Genomic DNA, 23200 nt, shown 5'->3' on the forward strand with positions numbered 1-23200 from the left:
TATTATTTCTATTTATCCATTGAACGTAACATCTTCCATAAATTCTGAACGTAAAAAATCCTGTGTCAATTGTGGTGCAGAGCTTACTTATGAGCCAGGAACAGATCTTATTACTTGTGATTATTGTGGTCATAAAGAAGTTATTGAGCAGTCAGACCAGCCATTTCAAGAACTGGAACTTAATAAATACATGGAACAGATGGGTGCCCAGTCACACTCCATGGAAATTACCATGTTGCACTGTGATAATTGTGGGGCAAACCAGCATGTAGAAGAGAGTTATAAATCATTACATTGTGTGTACTGTACTATGCCGCTTATTATTGAAGAGGCGTATAAAGACGATTGGATTCTACCTGGAGCTGTTGTGCCTTTTGATTTTAAGTCTGATAAAGCGCATCAAATATTTAAAAAGTGGGTCTCTGGTTTATGGTGGGCGCCTAATAATTTACAAAAAGCAAGTCTGAGTCCTGAGAATACAAAAGGGCTCTATGTTCCTTACTGGACCTTTGATGCAGAGTTAGATGCTCAATATGAAGGAGAACGTGGTGAGTATTATTATGTTACAGTAACACGTGGTTCTGGCAAAAATAAACGCACCACGCAAGAACGTCGTACGAGATGGTATGACGCATCTGGTGAGATTTCTGGTTTTGTAGATGATACATTAGTAAAAGCATCTCAACAAAAAGGAGGTCAGATCCCATCTCAAATTGCTTCATGGAATCTAGATCACCTCAAAACATTTGACACTAGATTTCTAGCCGGTTATGTGACAGAAAAATATACCATACCTCTTAAAGATGGACATCTAGATGCCAAAGAAAAAGCAAGAGATATTGCCGCAAATTGGGTGAGGCGTGATATAGGTGGTGATACCCAACGTATTCATAGATTAGAAATGCAATTAAGTGATCAGACCTTTAAACATATTCTATTACCAGTTTATATAAGCTCTTATAAGTTTAATGGAAAGCGTTATAATTTTTACGTAAATGGACAGACTGGTGTTATTCATGGTACTAGACCTTATTCTTTTTGGAAGATATTTCTAGCTATTCTAGCTGCATTGATTGTTATCGGTGGGATAGTTTATTTTATAAATACTCAACAGTAATAAGTTAATGTAATAATCAAAAATGCCCGATAAAATATCGGGCATCTTCTAGTAACATAAATTATGGTTTTATTCCTTACCGCCTTTATGTTCATCTTGCCATTTTGATAATTGAGACCATTCACCTTTAAAAGCCATGCCTGCTTGTTTAGGCCAGCTACCAGGTTTGTGTACCTGAAATCTAGGACCGCCGTTATTTAAAATTTCTTTTAATTTAACAGGGTCAGTTTGTGATAGTTTATACCAGGTTCTAATTCCTGCTGCATGAAATAGTTCAGAAATTTTAGGACCTATTCCCTCCACTATAGTAAGGTCGTCTGGTTTTATTCTTTTACCCATCGCGGCCTTTGCTGCATCGGCATCATATTTTAAATTGCTGTCTTCACTTGCACTGTCGATAACAGTATTAGTAACTGCTCCTGCTACAAATCCGCTAGCTAGATTTGCTGTGTTTGTTGCATCTACTGCAGGTACTTGATCTAATTTTAATTGAAGTGATTTTGCATCAGCCACTGCCTTTGATGCTTTTATTTTTAGATTGTTTGAATTTTCAGTTAATTGAGATACTTTGTTTTTTAAGCTAGAAGAATTGATCTCACAACTTTTTAATTGATCCCTTAGTTGGTCTATTTCTGTTTGTAATGATTTATTCTTATCTATCCAGTCATCACAATCATTAGTAACTATAGAATTAGATTTACCCCAGTAATAACCTATTATTGCTGAAATAATTCCTGTTAATAATAGTAATAACCAGCACCATGTATTTGATAAACTCATAATATTAATTTTTAGTTGGTTTTATTTAATTGTTACTTCTACACGTCTGTTTTCTGCTTTTCCTTCAGCTGTACTATTATTTGCAATAGGAGCGTCTGGGCCTTTACCTAGAGTCTCTATTTTAGACTCAGGTAAACCGTTTTCGATAAGGTATTTTTTTACCTCTACGGCACGTTTTTTACTTAAGGTGATGTTAGAGTTTCTATTTCCTACATTGTCAGAGTGTCCTATGACTAGAATTCTATCTTCAGGTCTTTTATTAGTGTAATAGTTGATGTCAGATATTTTTTTACGTTGTACCGCTGTTAATTGTACCGTATTGCTTCCTGTCTGAAAATGTAAGATCAAGGGGTTTGCTTTAATTTGAGCTTTTAACTCGTCTAGCTTTTGGTTTTCCATTTTTGCAGCATCTCCTTGAGGTATTAAAGCTGTAGAATAGGTAATAGGTCCTTTTAAAATACTATCAGTAGGTGTCATGTCATCATTTAAGCTGCCATAAATATCTATTCTAGAGTTGTCAAACCCTAAATTAGTTAAATGGTTTTTCACATCATTTGCCCTCGCCTCACCTAGGTTAGTAAAAGCACTAGAGTTAGTTTCTCTACTCGTATAGAGACCAGTAATATTTAATTTTTTATCAGGGTTTTTTTCTAGATAACTTTTGATAGTGTTAAAGCTAGTAGTTGTGTTATCTGATATAGGGGTGATATGGTGATAATCATTGCTTTTAAAATCTAGATTATCATCTGATCTTTCAATTAATTCTTGATTACTATCATAGAGTTCAATTCCGTTAAAACGATCTTTTTTTGATGCTGTTTCAATTTGAGAAGAGCTGTCGCTATCTGTTGTGATAGATGTTTTTGTTTTCTCCTGACTATCACAATTGCCACTATAACATGTGCCGCAACACAACCACATGGTGAGTAGTATGCCTATGATAATAGTTAGAAGAATTCCTATCGGATATTTTAGTTTTCCCATTATTTAGTTGATTATTAGTGAAGTACTAAAATTAGGGTAAAATCAGGGTAAAAGTATAAATCGTGCTTAAGAGCGAGTTAAAAACCGTTAAAAAGTATTTTTAACCGACAAGGTGCGTTTTGTTCCGCTTTCGCGAAAGCGTAACTTTACAAATAGCTTAAAATGATAATTAAGATCTAAATCCAGTCAATAGGTTGTTGAAGTACCTTAAGTAATTTTTCTTCGTCACTGCCAGCATCAGGTTGGTGATCATAAACCCACTGGACATGTGGTGGTAGACTCATTAAAATACTCTCTATACGACCGTTTGTTTTAAGGCCGAAGAGTGTTCCTTTGTCATGCACTAGATTGAATTCTACATAGCGGCCGCGACGTATTTCTTGCCACTTGCGTTGTTCTTCTGTATAAGTTAATTTTTTTCTCTTTTCTACTATAGGTACATAAGCTTCTAGAAAATGACTAGCCATATCCATTTGAAAAGCAAGCCAATCTTGCATGGAGAATTTTTCAGATACTTTACAGTAATCATAGAATAAACCACCTATTCCGCGAGCCTCATCACGATGTGAGTTGTGAAAATAGGCATCACACTTCTTCTTAAAAAGAGCGTAGTCTGCAATTTCATGACGGTCACATACATCTTTACATACTTGGTGAAAATGACGGGCATCTTCTTCAAACAGGTAATAAGGTGTTAGGTCTAGTCCACCACCGAACCACGAGTCTACTATAGTGCCTGACTGATCATACATTTCAAAATACCTGAAATTTGCATGTACGGTAGGAACCATAGGGTTCTCTGGATGCAATACCAGACTTAAACCAGTGGCAAAGAAATTACAATCCTCTACTTTAAAATAGGCTTGCATTGCTGGTGGTAAATCACCATGAACGGCACTTATGCTCACACCACCTTTTTCAAATACATTACCATTTTGAATAATGCGAGAAAAACCGCCGCCGCCTTCTTTGCGGTGCCACTCATCTTGATGAAAGGTTGCACCACCATCTATGGCTTCTAATTTTGAAGTAATGGTATTTTGAAGCTCTACTATAAAGGAGTAAAATTGATCTTTCACGATTCTAGTTTTGGAGTGTGTGATTGTTCTAACTGTTGCTGTTCACGTTGTACCAGCATTTTACGTTCTCTTAATAATTCTAGTGTTGTTTTACTAGCAGCAGTAACTGCAACTGGTAAAACAAGTATAATACCTATAATAGGTAGAAATAACATCGCCATAAAAACGATACCATTTCCTATGGCATAACCACGACTTTTTTTAACAAAATTGACACTGTCTCTATATTTATAATGACGTTCTAGAGTATAATCCATATTACCAAAACCTGCATAATATGCCTGCACTAAAAAGAGTAAAGGTGTGGTAATAAAGTTAACTCCTGGAATGAACGATAGAAAGAGTAGTGGTACGCTTATAAAAATCTCGTAAAGTAAATTTCTTATGTTAATACGTAAACCTCGCATTAATTGTTCGGTATTACTTGTTTTGCGATGTTTAATATCGTCATGTAAATCAGGATAGAGGTGTTTTTCAATACGCTCTGAAACAGGTGACATGAAAGGAGCACTTAATGCCATTACAACGTGTTTATATAATATAAACCCTAAAACGGCTATCGCTAGTCCACCTATCCATGTGGCTATGTCGGTAAATGTTTCTTTACCCCATTCCCAAAACCATATTCCAGCAATAAAACGGCCTAAATTATCTGATAGACCGTAAATCGCTAAAAATATACATGCTCCAAAAAGTAAACTTATACCCATAGGGACTAGAAAAAACGACCATAGTTTTAACTCTTTGATCAGTTTAAGACTGTCTTTATAAGATTTAAGTCCTTTAAGGATGTTTTTAAACATAGTAGTCTTTTATTGTCCGTATTCCTTCACAGCATCTACAAATGCTTGTGCGTTCTCTACAGGAATGTTAGGTAAGATACCATGACCTAAGTTAGCAATAAAGCGATCTTTACCGAACTCGTTAATCATTTGCGTTACCATTTTCTTAATCTCAGCAGGTGGCGAGAATAATCTAGAAGGGTCAAAGTTACCTTGTAATGTAATTTCTCCACCAGATAAATAACGTGCGTTTCTAGCGCTACATGTCCAGTCTACACCTAGTGCACTTGCGCCACTCTTTGCCATATCATTAAGTGCAAACCAGCATCCTTTACCGAAAACGATAACCTCTGTATGAGGTTTAAGTGCATCTACTATTTGCTGGATGTATTTCCATGAGAATTCTTGATAATCTGTAGGAGATAACATACCACCCCAAGAGTCAAAAACTTGAACAGCATTCACGCCGTGATTTACTTTTTCTTTTAAGTAAGCGATGGTAGTGTCTGTAATTCTTTGAAGTAATATATGTGCCGCCTCTGGTTGCGTAAAACAAAATTCTTTTGCTTTGTCAAAGTTTTTACTTCCTTGCCCTTGTACACAATAGCAAAGAATAGTCCACGGAGAACCTGCAAAACCTATTAAAGGCACTCTGTTATCCAGTACTTTTTTAGTCATATCTATGGCTTCATAAACATAACTTAAGGAGTCTTTTACATCAGGTACTACCACACGGTCTAGATCTTTTACAGATCTAATAGGGTTGGGTAACCATGGTCCTATACCGTTTTTCATCTCTACATCTATATTCATTGCTTGTGGTATCACAAGAATGTCAGAGAATAAAATTGCAGCATCTGGACCTATTTGATCAATAGGCATTACGGTAATTTCTGTAGCTAGTTCTGGAGTTTGACATCTAGTAAAGAAATCATATTTTTCTTTAAGCTTCATAAAGTCAGGTAAATATCTACCTGCTTGTCTCATCATCCATACTGGTGGACGTTCTACGGTTTCACCTTTTAATGCTCTTAAAAAAAGATCGTTCTTAATCATTACGTAATGCTTTTATTGCTGTTATCAATGTGTTTTCTATAGTCTGTTTATTTGCGACTGCTATATTTTTATAATAGAGCCTTGCAGTACTGGCTGTTGTTTCTCCTATACAAACTGCGATTAGAGGTTTGTTGTTAGGATTCGCTTTCGCGAAAGCGTGCACACCACGAGGACTATAGAAAGCTATAGCTGCAAAAATACGATCAAAGCTTTTCATGACCGCAATAGAACTATAAACAAAAACTTCTTTTAAAGGTATTTTTTTATCTAGAAAGAACGCAGGAAGTTCATCACGGCGTTGCTCGCTGCACAAATAATAAAAGTTTTCACCAGAATAAGTTGAAGTTAATTCTACCGCAAGGTCTGCTGCGTTTTGTGCGGTATAATTGGGATGGAGTCCTTTTTCTTGTAGTAAAGCGGCCGTTTGATTACCCACGCAGTAAATGTTTTTAATTTGATTTAAATAAGGTAATAACGCTGGGATTGCATTTTTACTAGTTATTATTATATGGTCCCAATTAATGTCGTCCTTAATGACTATGGGCTTTGTTCTCAATATATTATAATGTGTTAATCCTATTCCTGTATTAAGAACTAGTTCTTGCTGGGCTGGTGTGAGTGTTTTAGTAGAGAGTAAAGAGTTCTTCATAAAGGGAACAATATATTCTTTTTGAACGATTTATTCGATTTTAGATTCATTAAACCTTTTTTAATGTCTAAAAAGTTCATTTTTCATCAAAGTTTTTTCTTAGAAATTCTGTTAATTTTTTGTGGAAAGTAATTTGGCTCCAGTTTTACCATTTACGGCTTTAATCTTACCGAATTCAGGACGGCTAGTGATTTTTATCCGACGAGTAACATAGTTTTGATTTTCTTGATTCACTAGCTGTGTTTGATTAAGTGCTGATAATCAGTTAATTAAGATTTTAAATTTGCTTTGTGATTTTTATTCTATGCTCGATAAGGTCTTGAACTTTGTTTAATTATTAATTTTATCGATATTTACTAGTAAACGAGTAAATAAATCTAATCCATATTATGGAATTACCATCATTTTTATACGATTTAACTGGAGAAGGTGATAAACCTTCATTAGAGTATGCTAATGAAATTTTTAGTATGCTCGAAGTGTCTAAAGTGCGCAAAAAACAGGTTTTACTTCACTTAGGTGAGGTTGCTGACTGTATTTTTATAGTTAAATCGGGAATACTGAAGGGAAGTATTATTGATGAGTTCGGTAATTTACATACGGTACGTTTTATTGCAGATGGTAATGTCATGGCATCTATGTATAGTTTTATAGATCAAAAACCTTCTGAACTACAAATAACTTGTGTAGAGGCAGGTGAAGTGTTGTGTTTTAAATATCAAGATTTTGAATACATGAGCAAGTTGTATTCTGGTCTGTCACCAGCTTTTCATAAGATTATGTTGAAAAGATATCATGATATGGTGGACGAGAAATCGAGAATGATAAGTCATGATGCTACTACTAGATATCTTAAATTTATTGAACGTTACGATCGCATAGTAGACAGGTTACCGCTTAAGGAGATTGCATCTTTTCTAGGTATAAGGCAACAGTCTTTAAGTAGATTGCGTGGTAAGATCGATGAAACTAAAGCATAAACAAAAATCCTTTTCTTAATTGTTATCTTTGCCAAAAAACTAGGGAATGGTTACTTCTATGACTGGCTATGGTAAAGCAGTCAATCAATTATCAGACAAAAAAATAACTATTGAGATAAGAACTCTTAATAGTAAAAATCTAGATCTTAATATAAGATTAAGTTCTTTATATAGACAGCAAGAATTGCCTTTAAGGCAGTTAGTTGCAAAGTCTTTATTGAGAGGTAAAGTAGATTTTTCTGTTCACATCGAGCAAACTGGTGTCGCAGCTACTGCAAAACTTAATTTAGAGGTAGTAGAAGGCTATATGAAGCAAATGGCACAGTTAGATGGTGTTTCATTTGATAGTTCGGAGCACAAGCTGCAATTGCTAGAAATGGCAACTAGATTTCCAGACGTTTTTTCTCAAGAAAGTAAGGAAGTAGCAAAGGAAGATGTAGCTGCTATTCAACAAGTTGCTGTAGAGGCTATTGCTGCGGTGCAAGAGTTTAGAAAAGAAGAAGGTAATGTGCTAGAACTAGAATTCAATAAGCGTATTACTAACATTAAAGTCCTTCTAGACCAAGTGGTAGAAGAAGATAAAGAACGACTAGCTGGCGTAAGAACTCGACTAGAAAAAGCTGTGTCTGATCTAAAAGAAAAGATAGATCAAAATAGATTTGAACAAGAGCTTATCTATTATCTTGAAAAATATGACATTACTGAAGAAAAGGTACGTCTAGAAAATCACCTCAACTACTTTATGGATACTATGAGTATCACAGAATCTCAAGGTAAGAAACTAGCTTTTATATGTCAGGAGATAGGTAGAGAGGTAAATACGATAGGTAGCAAAGCAAATGATGCTACTATGCAACAACTAGTCGTACAGATGAAGGACGAGTTAGAGAAAATAAAAGAACAACTGCTTAACGTATTATAATGAAAGTATTACCTAAACTAATAGTTTTTAGTGCTCCTTCTGGTGCTGGTAAAACCACTCTAGTAAGACATTTATTGACTCAAGAAGATCTTAATCTTGCTTTTTCTATAAGCGCAGCTTCTAGAGAGGCACGTGATGGAGAGGTTCATGGAAAGGATTATTATTTCTTAGGAACCCATGAATTTAAGAATAGAATTAGGGCAAATGACTTTCTAGAATTTGAAGAGGTTTATAAAGACCAGTTTTACGGTACTCTTATAGAAGAGGTAGAAAGACTTTGGGCTCAAGGTAAACATGTTATTTTTGATATAGATGTGGTGGGTGGTTTACGTTTAAAGAAAAAATTTCCTAATCGTACACTAGCTATTTTTGTTAAGCCACCATCTATTAATGAGTTGCAAATACGTCTTAAAAAACGTAAAACAGAAACGGCAGAGAAAATCGCTATGCGAGTGGCAAAGGCGAGTACTGAAATGGCGACAGCACCACAATTTGACGTCATTATTGAGAATGATAATCTTGATGCTGCAAAGTTAAAAGCGTTCCAGACGGTTCATGAGTTTATAAATAAAGAAGTCAGTGATGACGAAGAAGAGTAAGATAGGTCTGTACTTTGGTACATTTAACCCTGTACACATAGGGCATCTAGCTATTGCAAATTACCTAGTAGAAAATAGCGATCTAGATGAAATCTGGATGGTGGTTACTCCTCATAATCCTCATAAGAAAAAGAAAACATTGTTAGATGACTACCAGCGCTTACATATGGTACATCTTGCTACTGATGATTATGATAAGATAAATGCAAGTAATATTGAGTTTAACTTACCACAACCTAACTACACGGTAAATACTCTCGCATATCTTTCTGAAAAGTATACTACAAAGGATTTTACTCTTATAATGGGAGAAGATAATTTGAAAAGTTTACATAAATGGAAGAATTATCATGTGATATTAGAAGATTATAGTATCATAGTTTACCCTAGAGTTTCATCTGGTGATGTTCCTGAGCAGTTTGTAAACCATCCTAAAATCACTCTTATTCCTGCACCTATTATGGAGATTTCTTCTACCATGATACGCAACGGTATTGCGTCAGGTAAAGATTTGAGGTATTTTATGCACCATGATGTGCAAAAATATGTGGAAGAAATGCATTTCTACGAATAGATTAAATTATCGCGTTCGGTTTTTCTTTTGACTTAATTTTTAGGCAAGGCTAAAAATTAATTTACCTAAATCAAATAAAAACTTTACCTTTGCCGCATGCATTCAATATCCGAAGAAAATTATATCAAAGCTATTTACCACCTACAAGATGGTAAAGCTCTAGTGTCTACTAATGAAATTGCAGGGCGCATGAATACAAAAGCATCGTCTGTGACAGACATGCTTAAAAAGCTAGCAGATAAAAACCTAGCAGAATATGTCCCTTATAAAGGTGCGAGACTGACGGATAAAGGAGTACAATGTGCCAATCAAATTATTAGAAAACACAGACTGTGGGAAGTGTTTCTAGTAGAGAAACTAGATTTTTCATGGGATGAGGTACATGATGTGGCAGAGCAACTGGAGCATATTCAGTCACAAAAACTTATTGATCAACTCGATAAACATCTCGGCTTTCCTAAGAAGGATCCTCATGGTGACCCTATTCCAGATAGTCATGGTAATTATGAAAAAACTAACAAAACCATACTCTCTAAATTGAAAAAAGGAGATAAAGGTACTTTGATAGGTTTAATAGATTCATCAAAGAACTTTCTCAAGTACCTTGATAAACAACATATGAAGTTGGGAACTAACATAGAGATCATAGAATTTGAAGAATTTGACCTATCCTATTCTATAAAAGTGAATGAGTCGCCTCTTCAAATTTCAAAACAAATTGCCGATAACCTTTATATAAAATTGAAATAATGAAAAAAATAATACTCGCACTAACTATACTTTTATCCTCGACGGTTGCCATCGCTCAGACTGATGATATAGGCGCACTGGTAACAGACAGGCCCGATGCAACAGAATCTCCTAACATAATAAGAAAAGGATTTTTACAAATAGAAACAGGTGGCTTTTACACAGAAAGCGGAGAAGATAGTTTTAAGACTAAAGAAACCGTTTATAACACTACTTTACTGCGTTACGGACTTCTAGATAATTTAGAATTGAGATTGGGAATAGATTATCTAACTACAGAGTTTGAAGCTAATGGTGAACGAGTAGGAGAGCGACTCAATGGTACATCTCCATTATTGTTAGGAGCAAAAATAGCTATAGCCGAGGAAAATGGGTGGATGCCTAAAATAGCAATTCTAGGTCATTTGAGTCTTCCATTTAGCGCTGCATCAGATTATAAGCCAGAGAATACAGGTTTAGATTTTAGATTCTCATTTGACCACACACTTACAGATAAGTCTGGAATAGCTTATAATCTAGGAGCAAAATTAGATGCTGGAAATCCAGAACTAGCTTATATCTATACACTGGCTTATGGTTATGATTTAAGTTCTAGGATAGGGGTTTATGCAGAGCTTTACGGTGATTTTCCTGAAGATACAAAGGCAAATCATAATTGGGACGCAGGATTTACCTATCTAGCAAATGATGACTTACAATTTGATTTAACCTTCGGTTCTGGAATTACAGATGGTCAAAACCTTTTATTAAGCGCTGGTTTAAGTTATAGAATTAGAAATAATAAATAGAACTTTTTTTTAATTCCGCTTTCGCGAAAGCGGAACATTTAAAATTTACAAAATGAAAAAAATACTATTCCTCTTAACAGTCTTATCGATAGTGAGCTGTGGAGAAAAAAAAGAAGATAACGGTAAGCTACAAGTTGTGACAACTACTACCATGATTACAGACCTAGTAGAAAACATAGGTGGTGATCTAGTTGATGTAAATGGTTTAATGGGTAGCGGGATAGACCCTCATTTATACAAAGCAAGTCAGGGTGATGTGAGAAAACTAGACGGCGCAGACGTTATTTTTTACAACGGTTTACATCTAGAAGGGAAACTGGTAGAGGTTTTTGAAAAAATGAATGAGCAAGGTAAAACTACTATCGCGATAAGTGATGGGGTGTCCGAGAAATCACTTATAGGTAGTGAGTATTTTGCAAGTAATTACGATCCGCACATATGGTTTGATCTGACTTACTGGAATGAAATCACATACTACGTCACTGAAAAGCTTATTGAATTAGATCCTGAAAACAAATTAGCTTATGAAGCAAATAGAGATGCTTACCGACTCCAATTAATTGATCTAAGAGCGGCTTTAAACGTGAAGATACAAGAACTTCCTAAGGAGCGCCGTATTCTAGTAACTGCTCATGATGCTTTTAATTATTTTGGTAGAACATTTGATTTTGAAGTGGTAGGTTTACAAGGTATTTCTACTGCTACAGAGGCTGGAGTTAAAGATGTTCAACGCATAACAGATTTTATAATAGAAAATAAAATTAATGCGGTATTTATAGAAAGTAGTGTCCCTAGACGTACGGTAGAGGCATTACAAGCTGCGGTTAAAGCACAAAATCATGATGTAAAGATAGGTGGAGAGCTTTTTAGCGACGCATTAGGTAGTGCCGGAACGGTAGAAGGTACATACATAGGTATGTATAAACATAATGTGAGTACTATTGTAAACGCACTTAAATAATGGAACAGAAAATAGCAGTAGCGGTAGATGACCTTACGGTGGCTTATAACTATAAACCAGTTCTTTGGGATATAGATTTATCTATTCCAGAAGGTGTATTAATGGCGATAGTAGGTCCTAATGGTGCAGGAAAATCTACGTTGATAAAATCTATTTTAGGTATTATAGACCCCATAGCAGGTTCTGTTGCTATTTATGGTAAACCTTATAAGAAACAACGTGATAAAGTGGCTTATGTGCCACAAAAGGGTAGTGTTGATTGGGATTTCCCTACGACAGCGCTAGATGTGGTCATGATGGGTACTTATGGCGCTCTAGGCTGGATTAAAAGACCAGGTGCAAAGCAAAAGAAACAAGCTCTAGAAGCTCTGGAAAAAGTAGGAATGCTTGCTTTTAAAGGAAGGCAAATATCTCAATTATCTGGTGGGCAGCAGCAACGTATATTTTTAGCACGTGCATTAGTTCAAAATGCAGCGATCTATTTTATGGACGAGCCTTTTCAAGGTGTTGATGCTACTACTGAAATAGCGATCATTAATATTTTAAAAGAACTAAGAAAAGCTGGTAAAACGGTAATAGTAGTGCACCATGATTTGCAGACAGTTCCTGAATACTTTGATTGGGTTACTTTTTTAAATGTAAAACATATCGCTACAGGTCCTGTAAAAGATATTTTTAATGATGATAACCTTACAAAGACTTATGGTATCAACTATAAAGTAGCTGTTCAAAAATAACCAGATGGAATTAACAGATTTCTTTACAGATTATACGTTGCGTACCATAACACTAGGGACAGCTGTTCTAGGGGCTATTTGTGGTATGCTAGGTAGCTTTGCTGTGTTGAGAAAACAAAGCCTACTAGGTGATGCGATTTCTCATGCCGCGTTACCAGGTATTGCGCTAGCGTTTTTATTCACTGGATTAAAGGATTCTAATGTCCTTCTTTTAGGGGCTTTAATTAGTGGTTTTATAGGTACGGTGTGGATACGTGGAATAGTGACTAAAACACATCTTAAAACAGATACGGCTTTAGGTCTTATTTTGAGTTTGTTCTTTGGCTTTGGAGAATTGGTTTTAAGTTATTTAAAGAAACAACCAGATGCAAATCAAGCAGGATTAGATAAATATTTATTTGGGCAGGCGGCTACGCTTGTGCAAAGTGATGTAATAGTAATGATTATTGTAACAGGTATAAGTCTTGTGGTAATGTTGCTGTTCTGGAAAGAGTTTAAACTCTTGTTATTTGATAAGAATTATGCCATGACTCTAGGTTTTAATACACGATTCATAGATGGATTGATCAGCTTTTTTATAGTGCTAGCTATAGTTATAGGTTTACAAACGGTAGGTGTTGTTTTAATGAGTGCCATGTTGCTAGCTCCAGCAGCAGCGGCAAGACAGTGGACTAATAGTCTTGGGACGATGGTGATTCTAGCAGCTGTATTTGGTGCTTTTTCTGGTGTTTTTGGTACAGGAATAAGTGCTAGTTATAACAACCTATCTACTGGTCCAGTGATTGTTTTAGTTGCCGCAGTTTTTGTAGGAGTGTCATTTATTTTTTCTCCTAGTCGTGGTGTTTTATTTAAACAAATACGTTTGATAAGAAACCGTAGAGATCTAGAGTTAAAAAAGACTTTGTATTTCATGTATGGTATTGTAGAAAAGCATGAAGATATTTCTAGACCTCACTCTATTAAAATATTGAACGGTTTTCAAGGTTTTACAAGAGGTACTTTAAAAGCGTTATCAGATAAGAGCTGGATAACCATAAAAGGACAAGACTGGTCTCTGACTGAAGAAGGTTTTCAAACAGCAGAGAATTTGTATAACACTAATATGCCTGAATCATGAATGCAGAATTAGCTATTATCTTAATTGCCTGCCTTACTGCTGTAGCTTGTGCTATACCAGGTGTGTTTTTAGTTTTACGTAAAATGGCGTTAATTAGTGACGCGATAAGTCACTCTATTCTTCCCGGTATAGTAATCGGTTTTTTTATTACAGAAGACCTTGCCTCACCATGGTTGATATTGCTTGCAGCCTTCAGTGGTATTATAACTGTTGTGCTGGTAGAAGCTATTCAAAAAACCGGTTTAGTAAAAGAAGATACAGCGATAGGATTAGTATTCCCAGCCTTATTTAGTATAGGTGTATTATTAATTGCTATTTATGCAAACGATATTCATCTAGATACCGATGCTGTATTAGTAGGTAGACTGGAGTATGCTGCCTTTGATAAGTTAATGATAGATCATGTAAGCTATGGTCCCAAGAGTATGTGGACCATTTCTATAACTCTAATAATAACGTTAGCTCTATTATTTGCTTTTTATAAAGAATTGAAATTAAGCACGTTTGATATAGGGTTGTCATCTGCATTAGGTTTTTCTCCTGTTATATTACATTATGGATTAATGAGTGTTGCATCAGTAACTACAGTGGTTTCTTTTGATGCAGTAGGAGCTATTCTTGTGGTCGCATTAATGATTGCACCAGCCGCTGCCGCTTATTTACTTACTACAGATTTAAAAAAGATGATAGTCTTGTCCATTCTTTTTGGAATCATGAGTGCTATAGGCGGTTATTATTTTGCAGTATGGTTAGATGCTTCTATTAGTGGTTCTATTACAACAGTCTTGGGATTAATCTTTTTACTGGTCTATCTTTTTGCACCGACTAAAGGCTTGATAGCAGTTCTGTTTCGACAGAAAAGGCAGCGTACAGAAGTTTCATTATTGACATTCTTACTTCATCTGAATAATCATGATAGTATAGAAGAAAGAAGAGTTGCCCACTTACAAGAACATATCAATTGGGGTAAAGTACGTGCCAAAACTGTTCTTGAATTAGCACAAAAAAACAACATGATTACCATGCAAGATGAGGTGGTTTCTCTCACTAACAAAGGTCTTAAGTTTACCGAGAAAGCACTGGACTATATCATCACTAATAAAGATGAACAAATCGAAGACATGAAGGATGATTTCTTCTTGTTTAGAGGATAGAAGTCTAGATGTTTACATAACTATGAGTAGAATCAATTCTGCACTTTGTGATGTGTAATTCATGTCATTTTTTTGTAATGCTATTTTTTACGACTAATACTAATGGAATAGAAAGACCAAAACCTAGCACAGATTCTAAAAGACCAAAACTTAAAATTTTAGTAAGCCAGAAATAAATTACCATAAAGATGACAAACCAGAGTATAAACTTAAAACCGCTTAGTAAATACTTCTGGTCTTTTTTATAATCATAGTAATAAGCTATTGCTATTAAAATAAAAACAGGCGATAGTAATAAAGGTAGTAAGTTGAGAAGAATAGAATTCATGATGCTAATAAACCATAAATATCAGGTAATTAATTAACAATCATATACCACAAAGGGCAAAAATTAATTCTGCCCTTTGTGGTATTAAATAAAATTTTTATTTCTAAAACTGTGCTTTACGTTTCTCAAGAAAAGCTGTTGTTCCTTCAGTAAACTGTTCTGTACCAAAACAAGATCCGAAGTTTTCTATCTCTATCTGGTAACCATCAGTACCATCTGTATAACCAGCGTTAACCGCATCTATGGCAGCGCTTATAGCCATCGGACTGTTTTTGATAATCTTAGAAGCTAGTTTTTCACATGTTGGGATCAACTCGTCTAGAGTCACTACGTGATTTACAAGTCCATAAGAAAGAGCTGTGTCAGCATCTATCATTCCTGCAGTCATTATCATTTCCATAGCGCGACCTTTACCTACTAGTTGTGGTAAACGTTGTGTACCACCATAGCCAGGTATCACACCTAGAGATACTTCTGGAAGTCCTAATCTAGCGTTATCGCTAGCTACTCTAAAATGTGCCGCCATAGAAAGCTCTAGACCACCACCTAACGCAAAACCATTAATGGCAGCAATAACAGGTGTAGAGCAATTCTCGATAGCATCAAATAATGATTCCTGACCTTTACCAGCCAGTCTCTTTCCTTCTTCTGGAGAGAAGTCTGCAAATTCTGAAATATCAGCTCCAGCCACAAATGCCTTTTCACCACTTCCAGTAAGGATGATAACACGCGTGTTAACGTCCTCTTCTGCAGTAGATATAGCCTGACTCAATTCTTCAATGGTCTCTTTATTGAGAGCATTTAATTTTGTAGGTCTATTTATGGTTATGGTTGTAATTTTATTTTCGGTAGCAACTAGAATATTGTTCATAGTAAATGTTTGAAAACAAAAGTAAAAAGAATATTAAAGCCATGATTAAAGAAAATCATAAGTTTCAGAGGGTAAAATTTTACAACACCTTCTCAAGAAACTTGAATCAAAAAATCACATCATGAATTGTTTATTCTATACAGATATGGCCATGGTCGCAATAGAGATTTTAATATTAGGATTTTTGTGTAGTTCTTTGGCACAAAGGGTTAATGTCGTTCCAGTAGTAATTACATCGTCTACCAGTAAAACATGAGTGCCTGGTGCAATTTTCTCTGCCAATTGATATGGAGATTGCGTCTCGTCACTACGCTTTACTTGACCCAATTGAGCTTGGTTTATAGTATTACGTTTTTTTATGAGTACGCTTTCGCGAAAGCGAGCACCCAAAACAGCAGCTAGTTCTTTTCCAAAACCATCCACCTGATTATAGCCTCTTTTTGCGCGTCGTTTGGGATGCACAGGAACAGGAATTACTAGATCTATGTTTTTAAAAGCAGGATCTTCCTTAAGATTGGTAGCAAGCCATTTTCCTAAAAAAGGACTTACTTCTTCATGTCCATTGTATTTTAATTGATAGATCAACTGTTGTACAACGCCTATTTTTTCATAATAGAATAAACTGGTGGCAGTCTCGATATTTACTCTAGCAAAGAAAAGTTCTTTCACTTTATCGTCTTTTTGTAAATGATTGAGAGATGTAGGGATTTCGGCACGGCAGGTGGTGCAAATAATCTGTTCTCCAGTGGTTAAACTGCAGTCACAACCCATACAGACGACAGGAAAAAACAAGTTAATAAAATCAGAAATCCACTTCAGAATAAAATATTTTAGTCATATTTATTTTAATTATAAATGAGGTGTTCATAAATCAAATGGACGAGAAGTGAAAAAAGCAACAATATCTGGCAAGGTCATTACCGCAGGATATTTTTTTTAATGCATTTACACTTTAAGACAACCGATTTATAGGCGATATTTATAATTGAAATAGGTATAATTACGTTCTAAAGATAAACAACCCAACATGGCACAGCAAAAAGATAACCGAATATTTAAAGTTTTACTAGCAGTTTTACTGTTGGCACTCATAGGATTAGGAGTGTGGTCCTATAGTACGTATCAAGAAAATGAAGGTATCAAGGTAGCTTTAAAAGATGAAAAAGCACAAATTCAAAAAGAACTAGAGAACATCTCTAGTGAATATAGTATAGAAATAGATAAGGGTAACGCCCTTAATGCAGACCTAGTCGATGCAAGAGATCGCATTACAAGACTAGTAGATAGTGTCGGTAAGTTAGAAACAGATGTAAGAGTGCTGTCTAGAATGCGTGCCGAATTATCTAATATTAGAAAAGAGCGTGATTTATTACAGGATAGAATAAATACTCTGGAAATAGTGAATCAAAACCTATCCAAGGTTAATGATAGTACGCTATCGGCTTTAAATAGTGAAATCTTAAAAAATCAGGATAAAAATTCGACCATAGAGAACATGAATGCAAACATGGCTCGTGCAGCTGCGTTAGTACCTACTAATTTTGAACCGGTAGGAATTATAGTAAGAAGTTCAGGTAAGCAAATAGAAAACGATAGAGCGCGTAGAGTAGATGATATAAAAGTATGTTTTACACTGCCAGAAAATCCACTTGCTAGTACTGGGGTTACTTCTTTTTACCTTCAAGTTATTAATCCAGATAATAATGTGCTAGGTCTTAATAAGAAACAAGTTTTTGATGGTCAAGAATTGACTTATTCTAAGATAGTACAATTTAATTATAAAGGTAAAGAGCTAGATCTTTGTGAGGTAGTAGATGCAAACGAAGATAATATTATAAAAGGACGTTATAGAGTAAATCTTTATAATGGGCCTATACGTGTGAGTAGTAATGAGATCACGCTGAGGTAATTTTAAAAACACAATGCTATATTTTAAAGGTGTAATGTTTTATTACACCTTTTTTATTTTCTAAAGATTAAATTTTGCTTTTTCCTAAGAAGAATAAGAATACACTTATTTTGTTATTTTTGATTTTCAACTAATCATCCAAAGATTTGATAAACAGCCTTAAAGTAATAGTAGTTCTTCCTGCTTATAATGCATCAAAGACACTAGAGAAGACCTATAGAGAGATTCCGTTTGATATAGTAGATGAGGTTATTCTAGTAGATGATTTTAGTACAGATAATACCAGTGTTCTAGCTACACAATTAGGTATAAAGCATGTGATACGACATGATGTAAATAAAGGTTATGGCGCAAATCAAAAATCATGTTACCATAAAGCATTAGAACTAGGAGCAGACATTATTATCATGTTGCACCCAGATTATCAATACACGCCTAAGTTGATACACTCTATGTCTTATTTAATCGCAAACGATGTGTACAAGGTAGTTCTAGGCTCTCGTATTTTAGGTAAAGGCGCTTTAAATGGTGGTATGCCTATTTATAAATACATAGCAAATCGATTTTTGACAGCATTTCAAAATATCTTAATGAATCAAAAATTAGCAGAATATCATACGGGATATCGAGCTTTTTCTAAAGAAATATTTGATAAAATAGACATCGATAAAAATTCTGACGACTTTGTTTTTGATAACCAGATGCTGGCTCAAATATGTATGGTAAATTATGAAATCGCCGAAATTACTTGTCCTACAAAGTATTTTGAAGAAGCTTCTTCTATAAATTTTGCAAGAAGTACCAAGTATGGTTTTGGAGTTTTAGGAACTTCGATTCAGTATTTTTCACATCGTACCTTAAAGATTAAGTCAAAGATTTTTACAAATGACTAAAAACCTTGCGGTATCCATACTGATATTCATCAACTCTCTTTTTTGTTTAAAATATCTTGAAAGAGTTACTGAGTTCTATGTGTTAATAACAGTTTTGTATCTTGTAATACAAGTTTTATTAGTATTTCAAGGATATCGTTTTTTTAATCTTAAAATAGTTAGAAGGATAGTAGATGCATCAATTATAGTCATGCCTATTCTTATTAGTATTATAAGTTTTTTCATTATTATACCAGAGGATTTAAATGTAGATAGGTGGAGTGTTATAGATTCTTTTCTTACAGAACTTTTTAAAGGGAATTATCCTTACAAGGCTACTTCTCATGTTGGAAACTATCCTGGCCCGATGCCTTTTTACTTCATTATAGCGATTCCTTTTTTCTTATTTAAATTTTACAGTCTGTTGAGTCTTGCAGGATTTATTCTTTTGGGATTATTTAATAGAATAGATAGTAAGAAATATCAATCCTACTTAATAATGGCAATATTATCAGTGCCTATGTTATGGGAGGTAATGACTTTGAGTAATATAATAACTTATAGTTCTATGGTAGTTATTGGTCTATATTACTTTGATAAATCGCTAGTAGGGAATGGTAAAAGATTACTGCTGCTATCCATAGTTTTAGGTTTTTTATTATCTACACGTAGTGTTTTTTCATTAGCATATATTGTCTTTTTTCTTTCTTATTTAACCACCAAAACTCTCCGTGTTAAAGAGTTTTTAAAGTATACTTTTTTTGTGCTTATTACATTTAGTTTGACCTTTTTACCATTGATAATAGCATTTCCAGATCAGTTTTTAGAAATGAATCCTTTTATTATTCAATCTTCGTTTTTATTACCTCAAAAATATATGCCTGTGTTATTTGCTACGGCATTTTTACTAGGATGGAAAGCGAGAAATTCTCAAAATAGATTTCTTTTTTCAGGCTATGTCCTTTTCTTTAGTATATTGTTTTATGCTTTTTATGTAGTCTATAAACACGGCTTGTCGAGTGCCTTTTTTAATAGTTTTGTGGATATTTCTTATTTTTTATTTTGTGTTCCTTTTCTATTGCTAGGTTTAAATAAAGAGTTTGATAAATCAACAGTTTTAGATACTAGTAAATAATTGATTTTTTTTCTCGCTTTCGCGAAAGCGAAATACACAAAATCACAACGTTAACTAATCACATTTTTTTACATTTGCAGCTATGGCAAAGAACAACGACCAAGATCAGTTTAAGAAAGTACTCTCTCATGCAAAGGAGTACGGATATGTATTTCAATCTAGTGAAATCTACGACGGTTTAAGTGCCGTTTATGATTATGGACAGAATGGAGTGGAGTTAAAGAAAAACATCAGAGAATACTGGTGGCAAGCGATGACTCAATTAAATCAAGATATAGTAGGTATAGATACGGCGATATTTATGCACCCTACGGTATGGAAAGCCTCTGGTCACGTAGATGCTTTTAACGATCCATTGATCGATAATAAGGATTCTAAAAAACGTTACCGTGCAGACGTGCTCGTGGAGGACTACTGTGAGAAACATTTACAGAAGGCAAATAAAGAAATTGCTAAGGCGGCAAAACGCTTTGGTGAAGACTTTGATGCAAAAATGTATGCTGAGACTAATCCGCGTGTGGTGGGTTATATGAAAAAAGCTACAGAGCCTACTGCTAGACTAGCCCAATTGCTAGAGGCTGAAGATCTAGAAGGTGTAAAAGCTTTAATAGAAGAACTAGAAATAGCAGATCCTGATACAGGTTCTAAAAACTGGACAGATGTACGTCAGTTCAACCTTATGTTCGGTACTAAAATAGGTGCTAGTGCAGACACTGCTACAGATTTATTTCTTAGACCAGAAACGGCTCAAGGGATTTTTGTAAACTTCTTAAATGTACAGAAGTCCGGTCGTATGAAGATTCCTTTTGGGATTGCACAGACTGGTAAAGCTTTTAGAAACGAGATCGTTGCACGTCAGTTCATTTTCCGTCAGCGAGAATTTGAACAAATGGAGATGCAATATTTTGTAAAGCCAGGTACAGAGTTGAAGTGGTTTGAGATATGGAAAGAAAAGCGCATGGCGTGGCACAGATCTCTTGGGATGGGTGATGAGAATTACCGTTTTCACGATCATGAAAAAATGGCTCACTATGCAAATGCTGCGACCGATATCGAATTTGACTTCCCATTTGGTTTTAAAGAATTAGAAGGAATCCACTCTCGTACAGACTTTGATTTAAAAGCACATGAAGAACACAGTGGTAAAAAACTACAATTCTTTGATCATGAAGATAATAAGAGTTATGTTCCTTATGTTCTAGAAACCTCTATAGGTCTAGATAGAATGTTTCTTGCTGTATTTTCTAATTCTCTAGTAGATGAGAAGCTAGATGGTGGTGGCGAGCGTACGGTACTTAAATTACCTGCGGTTCTTGCACCGGTTAAAGCTGCTATTTTACCATTATTAAAAAAGGATGGACTTCCAGAAATAGCAAACGAGATCGTAGACGAATTAAAATGGTCTATGAACGTAGCTTATGAAGAAAAAGATTCTATAGGTAAGCGATATGCACGTCATGATTTAAATGGTACACCATATTGTGTAACGGTAGATCACGATACTAAAGAAGATCATGCAGTAACGGTAAGAGATCGCGATACCATGACACAAGAACGTGTAGCGATTAAAGATCTTAAAAATTACCTGGAGTCTCGTGTAAGTATGAGTGAGTGGTTAAGAAAGATCTAATCTTCTTAAAGCAAAAGAATAGGTTCTATGTTTATTTAATATAGAATGATTTCTTTATAAAATAAAAAACGGCACAGATTTTAAAATCTGTACCGTTTTTTTGTTCCAAATAAGGTAGTGAAGTGTCAGTTCTTATGGTATAATCGCATCTAGAACGACACATAATTCACCTTCTAGGCCGTTTGCCGTTACTACGTCAAATCTGAATTCGTCTCCTACTGCAGTACCAGATCGCTGGCAGGTTACTGCTACCGTGTAATTAGTATTACCTAATCCTAGCGTACCTCCGTCACTAGAGTTGGCCGTAACCGCTTTAGTAAGTAACCATATGTTACCAGGGTTAGTCGTTTCATAAATCTCTATTTCTGGTATGCCGTTACCACTACCGTTAAGAAAAAGTTCGGTAGTTAATTGTGATTCTGGGATAAGTGTTTGTGTAGTGCCGTCAAAAAAGGTAAGACCTTCATAAGTGCACACGTTTTGATTATCGGCCATTCCATCATCATTGTCACAACTAAAAAGTAGGATGGATATGAAAATTAAAAGGGATGTTTTAAATAAATTTTTCATGGATGAGTTTGTTAAATGAATATGTAATTGAGATGTGAAAATTAATTATAACCTCTTGTTATATCTATACTCAATAGATATGCATTCACTCTCGTACTATGAAAGGCGCACTTGATTAGTTAAACCGTCTTTATAGGATCTCATGCGACTATGAGTTTGCTTAACGGCAATTTTAACTAACTTAGCCCGATGAATTGGTTAGATATAATTATTTGCATTGTTTTATTAATAGGTCTTTATAAAGGTTATTTAAATGGCTTTTTTGTAGAACTAACATCTTTAATAGCGCTAGTTGCTGCTATTTATGGGTCCATCTACTTTTCTAACTATGCTGGTGACTGGTTGCGAGAACAGGTGCAATGGGATGACGTTTATATTACTATCGCTAGTTTTATAGTCACCTTCCTGGTTATCATATTTGTAATTACCTATGTAGGTAAATTAATTACTAAGGTGCTTAAAACCGTTAATCTTAGTTTTATTAATAAACTTGCTGGTGCCGCCTTTGGCATTGTGAAAATGGGATTTCTAGCTAGTGTGATTTTAATGTTTATTAATTCGGCAAGTGGTGAGTTTCATATCATTGATAAGGATATTAAAGAACAAAGCATCGTTTATGAGCATGTAGAACCACTTGCTCCATTCTTATTGCCTAAAATTCTTGAAGAGGCAGACCGTGTAGATAGAAGATTACGCGGTGAAGATGCTGTAGAAATTGATGAGAATGAAAATCAAGAACAGGACCTAGAGCAATCTCAAGACTCTACAGGTTTTAATATATTCTAGTGTTTTATGGTTAAATAGTAGGTTGATGTTATTCCGCTTTCGCGAAAGCGTAACTATCAAAACGCTTTAA

Annotated in this window: 26 protein-coding genes; 16 read left to right on the plus strand and 10 right to left on the minus strand. The window is 34.9% G+C overall.

Annotation, left to right across the window (positions count from 1 at the left end; genetic code table 11):
* The first annotated feature begins 19 nt into the window (after positions 1–19).
* Positions 20–1117 carry a DNA helicase PriA gene (locus ACJJVN_RS13675; protein WP_405378753.1) on the plus strand — a complete coding sequence of 366 codons (1098 nt, stop codon included), beginning with the start codon at positions 20–22 and terminating at the stop codon, positions 1115–1117.
* Between the two features lie 69 nt (positions 1118–1186).
* Here ACJJVN_RS13675 and ACJJVN_RS13680 read toward each other — a convergent pair whose 3' ends face one another.
* From ACJJVN_RS13680 to ACJJVN_RS13705, 6 genes are all read right to left on the minus strand, one after another.
* Entirely contained in the window at positions 1187–1897 is a 711-nt protein-coding gene (locus ACJJVN_RS13680; protein ID WP_405378755.1) for a hypothetical protein, read from the minus strand.
* 21 nt (positions 1898–1918) lie between these two features.
* The gene (locus ACJJVN_RS13685) at positions 1919–2881 is read right to left on the minus strand and encodes an OmpA family protein (protein WP_405378757.1); all 963 of its coding nucleotides are present in this window, start codon (positions 2879–2881) and stop codon (positions 1919–1921) included.
* Between the two features lie 176 nt (positions 2882–3057).
* Positions 3058–3960: an oxygen-dependent coproporphyrinogen oxidase gene (gene hemF / locus ACJJVN_RS13690; RefSeq protein WP_405378759.1), complete on the minus strand. Its 903-nt coding sequence runs from the start codon at positions 3958–3960 to the stop codon at positions 3058–3060.
* The gene (locus tag ACJJVN_RS13695) at positions 3957–4763 is read right to left on the minus strand and encodes an EI24 domain-containing protein (RefSeq protein ID WP_405378761.1); all 807 of its coding nucleotides are present in this window, start codon (positions 4761–4763) and stop codon (positions 3957–3959) included. The genes hemF and ACJJVN_RS13695 overlap by 4 nt, the downstream gene beginning before the upstream one ends.
* Positions 4764–4772: 9 nt before the next feature.
* Positions 4773–5798 (minus strand): uroporphyrinogen decarboxylase, encoded by a 1026-nt coding sequence (gene hemE, locus ACJJVN_RS13700; protein ID WP_405369961.1) that lies wholly within the window; start codon positions 5796–5798, stop codon positions 4773–4775.
* Positions 5791–6447, minus strand: a complete 657-nt coding sequence (locus ACJJVN_RS13705) for a uroporphyrinogen-III synthase (protein ID WP_405378763.1) — start codon at positions 6445–6447, stop codon at positions 5791–5793. The genes hemE and ACJJVN_RS13705 overlap by 8 nt, the downstream gene beginning before the upstream one ends.
* Positions 6448–6836: 389 nt before the next feature.
* Here ACJJVN_RS13705 and ACJJVN_RS13710 point away from each other — a divergent pair, with 389 nt between their 5' ends.
* From ACJJVN_RS13710 to ACJJVN_RS13755, 10 genes are all read left to right on the plus strand, one after another.
* Positions 6837–7427, plus strand: coding sequence for a Crp/Fnr family transcriptional regulator (locus tag ACJJVN_RS13710; protein WP_405369959.1), 591 nt, complete (start codon positions 6837–6839; stop codon positions 7425–7427).
* A gap of 46 nt (positions 7428–7473) precedes the next feature.
* Entirely contained in the window at positions 7474–8349 is an 876-nt protein-coding gene (locus ACJJVN_RS13715; protein WP_104514413.1) for a YicC family protein, read from the plus strand.
* Complete coding sequence (gene gmk / locus ACJJVN_RS13720; RefSeq protein WP_104514414.1) at positions 8349–8948, plus strand: guanylate kinase; 600 nt, start codon at positions 8349–8351, stop codon at positions 8946–8948. The genes ACJJVN_RS13715 and gmk overlap by 1 nt, the downstream gene beginning before the upstream one ends.
* Positions 8932–9522 (plus strand): nicotinate (nicotinamide) nucleotide adenylyltransferase, encoded by a 591-nt coding sequence (gene nadD / locus ACJJVN_RS13725; RefSeq protein ID WP_104514415.1) that lies wholly within the window; start codon positions 8932–8934, stop codon positions 9520–9522. The genes gmk and nadD overlap by 17 nt, the downstream gene beginning before the upstream one ends.
* Positions 9523–9618: 96 nt before the next feature.
* The gene (locus ACJJVN_RS13730) at positions 9619–10272 is read left to right on the plus strand and encodes a metal-dependent transcriptional regulator (RefSeq protein ID WP_405378765.1); all 654 of its coding nucleotides are present in this window, start codon (positions 9619–9621) and stop codon (positions 10270–10272) included.
* Positions 10272–11060 carry a transporter gene (locus ACJJVN_RS13735; RefSeq protein ID WP_104514417.1) on the plus strand — a complete coding sequence of 263 codons (789 nt, stop codon included), beginning with the start codon at positions 10272–10274 and terminating at the stop codon, positions 11058–11060. Before ACJJVN_RS13730 ends, ACJJVN_RS13735 begins: the two co-directional genes overlap by 1 nt.
* A 52-nt stretch (positions 11061–11112) precedes the next feature.
* The gene (locus ACJJVN_RS13740; RefSeq protein WP_405378767.1) at positions 11113–12021 is read left to right on the plus strand and encodes a metal ABC transporter solute-binding protein, Zn/Mn family; all 909 of its coding nucleotides are present in this window, start codon (positions 11113–11115) and stop codon (positions 12019–12021) included.
* Positions 12021–12758 carry a metal ABC transporter ATP-binding protein gene (locus ACJJVN_RS13745; RefSeq protein WP_104514419.1) on the plus strand — a complete coding sequence of 246 codons (738 nt, stop codon included), beginning with the start codon at positions 12021–12023 and terminating at the stop codon, positions 12756–12758. Before ACJJVN_RS13740 ends, ACJJVN_RS13745 begins: the two co-directional genes overlap by 1 nt.
* A 4-nt stretch (positions 12759–12762) precedes the next feature.
* The gene (locus ACJJVN_RS13750; RefSeq protein WP_104514420.1) at positions 12763–13875 is read left to right on the plus strand and encodes a metal ABC transporter permease; all 1113 of its coding nucleotides are present in this window, start codon (positions 12763–12765) and stop codon (positions 13873–13875) included.
* Positions 13872–15029 (plus strand): metal ABC transporter permease, encoded by a 1158-nt coding sequence (locus tag ACJJVN_RS13755; protein ID WP_405378769.1) that lies wholly within the window; start codon positions 13872–13874, stop codon positions 15027–15029. Before ACJJVN_RS13750 ends, ACJJVN_RS13755 begins: the two co-directional genes overlap by 4 nt.
* Before the next feature lie 64 nt (positions 15030–15093).
* On the opposite strand, the gene ACJJVN_RS13760 is transcribed toward ACJJVN_RS13755, so the two are convergent.
* The 3 genes from ACJJVN_RS13760 to ACJJVN_RS13770 form a co-directional block, all read right to left on the minus strand.
* Positions 15094–15357 (minus strand): hypothetical protein, encoded by a 264-nt coding sequence (locus ACJJVN_RS13760; RefSeq protein WP_405378771.1) that lies wholly within the window; start codon positions 15355–15357, stop codon positions 15094–15096.
* A gap of 103 nt (positions 15358–15460) precedes the next feature.
* A complete protein-coding gene (locus ACJJVN_RS13765) occupies positions 15461–16228 on the minus strand; it encodes an enoyl-CoA hydratase/isomerase family protein (RefSeq protein WP_405378773.1) in 768 nt (255 codons plus the stop codon).
* 135 nt (positions 16229–16363) lie between these two features.
* Positions 16364–16999: a ComF family protein gene (locus ACJJVN_RS13770; RefSeq protein WP_405378775.1), complete on the minus strand. Its 636-nt coding sequence runs from the start codon at positions 16997–16999 to the stop codon at positions 16364–16366.
* Between the two features lie 256 nt (positions 17000–17255).
* On the opposite strand from ACJJVN_RS13770, the gene ACJJVN_RS13775 reads away from it, so the two are divergent.
* From ACJJVN_RS13775 to ACJJVN_RS13790, 4 genes are all read left to right on the plus strand, one after another.
* Entirely contained in the window at positions 17256–18137 is an 882-nt protein-coding gene (locus tag ACJJVN_RS13775) for a hypothetical protein (protein ID WP_405378777.1), read from the plus strand.
* 146 nt (positions 18138–18283) lie between these two features.
* Positions 18284–19030, plus strand: coding sequence for a glycosyltransferase family 2 protein (locus tag ACJJVN_RS13780; RefSeq protein ID WP_405378779.1), 747 nt, complete (start codon positions 18284–18286; stop codon positions 19028–19030).
* Positions 19023–20144, plus strand: coding sequence for a hypothetical protein (locus tag ACJJVN_RS13785; RefSeq protein WP_405378781.1), 1122 nt, complete (start codon positions 19023–19025; stop codon positions 20142–20144). Before ACJJVN_RS13780 ends, ACJJVN_RS13785 begins: the two co-directional genes overlap by 8 nt.
* An 82-nt stretch (positions 20145–20226) precedes the next feature.
* Positions 20227–21774, plus strand: a complete 1548-nt coding sequence (locus ACJJVN_RS13790; protein WP_405378783.1) for a glycine--tRNA ligase — start codon at positions 20227–20229, stop codon at positions 21772–21774.
* Between the two features lie 132 nt (positions 21775–21906).
* Here the strand turns inward: ACJJVN_RS13790 and ACJJVN_RS13795 are convergent, their stop codons facing one another.
* Positions 21907–22344 carry a hypothetical protein gene (locus tag ACJJVN_RS13795; protein ID WP_104514427.1) on the minus strand — a complete coding sequence of 146 codons (438 nt, stop codon included), beginning with the start codon at positions 22342–22344 and terminating at the stop codon, positions 21907–21909.
* Positions 22345–22533: 189 nt separating this feature from the next.
* On the opposite strand from ACJJVN_RS13795, the gene ACJJVN_RS13800 reads away from it, so the two are divergent.
* Positions 22534–23130 (plus strand): CvpA family protein, encoded by a 597-nt coding sequence (locus ACJJVN_RS13800; RefSeq protein ID WP_405369948.1) that lies wholly within the window; start codon positions 22534–22536, stop codon positions 23128–23130.
* The last annotated feature ends 70 nt before the right edge of the window (positions 23131–23200 follow it).

Origin of the sequence: Nonlabens sp. Asnod3-A02, assembly GCF_045063755.1 — a bacterium.
Classification (GTDB): Bacteria; Bacteroidota; Bacteroidia; order Flavobacteriales; family Flavobacteriaceae; genus Nonlabens; species Nonlabens xylanidelens.

What these genes read in the sequence shown, in the direction of transcription:
- ACJJVN_RS13680 (WP_405378755.1), bottom strand. Translation starts at nt 1,897, where the DNA reads ATGAGTTTATCAAATACATGGTGCTGGTTATTACTATTATTAACAGGA.
- ACJJVN_RS13685 (WP_405378757.1), bottom strand. Translation starts at nt 2,881, where the DNA reads ATGGGAAAACTAAAATATCCGATAGGAATTCTTCTAACTATTATCATA.
- ACJJVN_RS13695 (WP_405378761.1), bottom strand. Translation starts at nt 4,763, where the DNA reads ATGTTTAAAAACATCCTTAAAGGACTTAAATCTTATAAAGACAGTCTT.
- hemE (WP_405369961.1), bottom strand. Translation starts at nt 5,798, where the DNA reads ATGATTAAGAACGATCTTTTTTTAAGAGCATTAAAAGGTGAAACCGTA.
- ACJJVN_RS13705 (WP_405378763.1), bottom strand. Translation starts at nt 6,447, where the DNA reads ATGAAGAACTCTTTACTCTCTACTAAAACACTCACACCAGCCCAGCAA.
- ACJJVN_RS13710 (WP_405369959.1), top strand. Translation starts at nt 6,837, where the DNA reads ATGGAATTACCATCATTTTTATACGATTTAACTGGAGAAGGTGATAAA.
- ACJJVN_RS13715 (WP_104514413.1), top strand. Translation starts at nt 7,474, where the DNA reads ATGGTTACTTCTATGACTGGCTATGGTAAAGCAGTCAATCAATTATCA.
- gmk (WP_104514414.1), top strand. Translation starts at nt 8,349, where the DNA reads ATGAAAGTATTACCTAAACTAATAGTTTTTAGTGCTCCTTCTGGTGCT.
- nadD (WP_104514415.1), top strand. Translation starts at nt 8,932, where the DNA reads ATGACGAAGAAGAGTAAGATAGGTCTGTACTTTGGTACATTTAACCCT.
- ACJJVN_RS13730 (WP_405378765.1), top strand. Translation starts at nt 9,619, where the DNA reads ATGCATTCAATATCCGAAGAAAATTATATCAAAGCTATTTACCACCTA.
- ACJJVN_RS13735 (WP_104514417.1), top strand. Translation starts at nt 10,272, where the DNA reads ATGAAAAAAATAATACTCGCACTAACTATACTTTTATCCTCGACGGTT.
- ACJJVN_RS13740 (WP_405378767.1), top strand. Translation starts at nt 11,113, where the DNA reads ATGAAAAAAATACTATTCCTCTTAACAGTCTTATCGATAGTGAGCTGT.
- ACJJVN_RS13745 (WP_104514419.1), top strand. Translation starts at nt 12,021, where the DNA reads ATGGAACAGAAAATAGCAGTAGCGGTAGATGACCTTACGGTGGCTTAT.
- ACJJVN_RS13750 (WP_104514420.1), top strand. Translation starts at nt 12,763, where the DNA reads ATGGAATTAACAGATTTCTTTACAGATTATACGTTGCGTACCATAACA.
- ACJJVN_RS13755 (WP_405378769.1), top strand. Translation starts at nt 13,872, where the DNA reads ATGAATGCAGAATTAGCTATTATCTTAATTGCCTGCCTTACTGCTGTA.
- ACJJVN_RS13760 (WP_405378771.1), bottom strand. Translation starts at nt 15,357, where the DNA reads ATGAATTCTATTCTTCTCAACTTACTACCTTTATTACTATCGCCTGTT.
- ACJJVN_RS13765 (WP_405378773.1), bottom strand. Translation starts at nt 16,228, where the DNA reads ATGAACAATATTCTAGTTGCTACCGAAAATAAAATTACAACCATAACC.
- ACJJVN_RS13770 (WP_405378775.1), bottom strand. Translation starts at nt 16,999, where the DNA reads ATGGGTTGTGACTGCAGTTTAACCACTGGAGAACAGATTATTTGCACC.
- ACJJVN_RS13775 (WP_405378777.1), top strand. Translation starts at nt 17,256, where the DNA reads ATGGCACAGCAAAAAGATAACCGAATATTTAAAGTTTTACTAGCAGTT.
- ACJJVN_RS13785 (WP_405378781.1), top strand. Translation starts at nt 19,023, where the DNA reads ATGACTAAAAACCTTGCGGTATCCATACTGATATTCATCAACTCTCTT.
- ACJJVN_RS13790 (WP_405378783.1), top strand. Translation starts at nt 20,227, where the DNA reads ATGGCAAAGAACAACGACCAAGATCAGTTTAAGAAAGTACTCTCTCAT.
- ACJJVN_RS13795 (WP_104514427.1), bottom strand. Translation starts at nt 22,344, where the DNA reads ATGAAAAATTTATTTAAAACATCCCTTTTAATTTTCATATCCATCCTA.
- ACJJVN_RS13800 (WP_405369948.1), top strand. Translation starts at nt 22,534, where the DNA reads ATGAATTGGTTAGATATAATTATTTGCATTGTTTTATTAATAGGTCTT.